This is a genomic window from Alteromonas sp. CNT1-28, assembly GCF_022348345.1.
Taxonomy (GTDB): domain Bacteria; phylum Pseudomonadota; class Gammaproteobacteria; order Enterobacterales; family Alteromonadaceae; genus Alteromonas; species Alteromonas macleodii.
The window spans coordinates 1-1,509 of record NZ_JAKREZ010000090.1 but is presented as its reverse complement, the minus strand read 5'-3'; the positions used below and the strand labels follow the sequence as shown (position 1 = coordinate 1,509).

At 41.6% G+C, this 1,509-nt stretch carries 4 protein-coding genes; 1 reads left to right on the top strand and 3 read right to left on the bottom strand.

Annotated elements, in window-relative coordinates; translation table 11 throughout:
• The first annotated feature begins 8 nt into the window (after positions 1-8).
• Positions 9-236: a transposase gene (locus tag MHN02_RS21430; protein ID WP_239636522.1), complete on the top strand. Its 228-nt coding sequence runs from the start codon at positions 9-11 to the stop codon at positions 234-236.
• 192 nt (positions 237-428) lie between these two features.
• Here the strand turns inward: MHN02_RS21430 and MHN02_RS21425 are convergent, their stop codons facing one another.
• From MHN02_RS21425 to MHN02_RS21415, 3 genes are all read right to left on the bottom strand, one after another.
• Positions 429-692 carry a response regulator gene (locus MHN02_RS21425; RefSeq protein ID WP_239247969.1) on the bottom strand — a complete coding sequence of 88 codons (264 nt, stop codon included), beginning with the start codon at positions 690-692 and terminating at the stop codon, positions 429-431.
• A gap of 48 nt (positions 693-740) precedes the next feature.
• Positions 741-1,232: a GGDEF domain-containing protein gene (locus MHN02_RS21420; protein WP_239247967.1), complete on the bottom strand. Its 492-nt coding sequence runs from the start codon at positions 1,230-1,232 to the stop codon at positions 741-743.
• A 4-nt stretch (positions 1,233-1,236) separates the two neighbouring features.
• On the bottom strand, positions 1,237-1,509 hold a 273-nt coding region (locus tag MHN02_RS21415; RefSeq protein ID WP_239247965.1), incomplete at its 5' end, for a response regulator.

Below are 1,509 nucleotides of genomic sequence, written 5' to 3'. Positions count from 1 at the left end.
GGTGTTGATTGCTAACCCGAAAACGCCCCTCAAGTTTACTTGTTATTATTCGTTCTGAAAATTCAGATGCCGTTGAAGCAGCGATGACAAAGCATATCTACGGCTCAGCTACTGTCCATGCTGATGAAAATGCCGCTTATGAAGTATTGAGTGCGTTGAATAAAGTTGAGCGTATTAACCACTCTGTTGCATGTAGCGATGAAATGGTGTCTAACGTAGAAGTTTCTAGGTGCTAGGTAGGATTATCGCACACGCATATTAGTATGATACATTTTTGTTAATCTACAAGAGCAAGCTTTACGGCATCGGCTTGTTGCTGAAGTATAACCTGATTATTGACGCGCATAAGACATATGTCAGCGTGAATGGGTTTTGTTATAAAATCCGCAGCACCAATTGCTAGTGCTTTTCTTTCAAGTGCAGCATCGTCATGACACGTTATGAAGATAAAACTCAAATCGGTTAGTGAGGGACGTTTTTAGCGCGGAGCAAGCCTCAAACCCGATCATGTCGGGCATTTCGATATCGAGTGTGATGACGTTAGGTGTATGTTCTTTAACAATCGCCAATGCCTCACACGCTGAAGCTGCACTAATGACATCATAATGACCCTTGATAGCACTGGTAATCACTTCACGTTCAATTGGCTTCATCATCAACAACAAAAACGAGAACATCTTTTCGACTTTCAAGTGCCATTTCTCACCAACTACAACAAAGGTTAAACGTTAAGCTGTCTATTAGGCACGTTGCTGAAAAGTGCAAATTTGACATCGACCTTTTGCCTTGGTTGTTTTAAAAGAGGAAACACCCACAGACACAGTCACGCTATTAAAATCAGATTCTGCATGAGCAATTCCCTCGGCAAATACGAAATCAACGATACGCTGAGCGACAGTTTCACCGCCCTCGAGGTTTGTGCCGGGCAGCGCGATAATAAACTCTTCACCACCATAGCGGCAGACAAAGTCTGGCGGGCGAGCAACACAGGATTTGATGATGGTGGCGATTTGCCTAAGGCATGAATCTCCCGCCACGCGTCCATAATGGTCGTCATATTTTTTGAAAAAATCCACATCCAGCAACAGTATGGCAACATCGGTGTTATAGCGATTAGCGTAAGCGACATGACTTTTATAGTGCATACTAAAATAGTACTGACTAAACACGCCAGTCAATTGATCTACATATATCAACTCACGATATGTTTCTAATTGTTTTGAAGTATTCAAGTGTTTAAGAAGTCATTGTTGAAGAGTTGAGAGAGATAGTGGCTTCTTTACGAAGTCGGTAGCGCTCAATGCCATTGATGTCTGGTAAGTAAACATCTAGCACAATGATATCTGGTTTATACAATTGGCAAAACTCAACTGCACTTTTACCGTTTGCAACAATACGGATTTTCTTTATTGCTGTGAGGTTGTTTGATATAAGTTCAGAAGTAATGGCGTCATCTTCAACAATCAGAAGTTGACCTGCGAGTAGCTTATTTACATCTTTAGACATGTG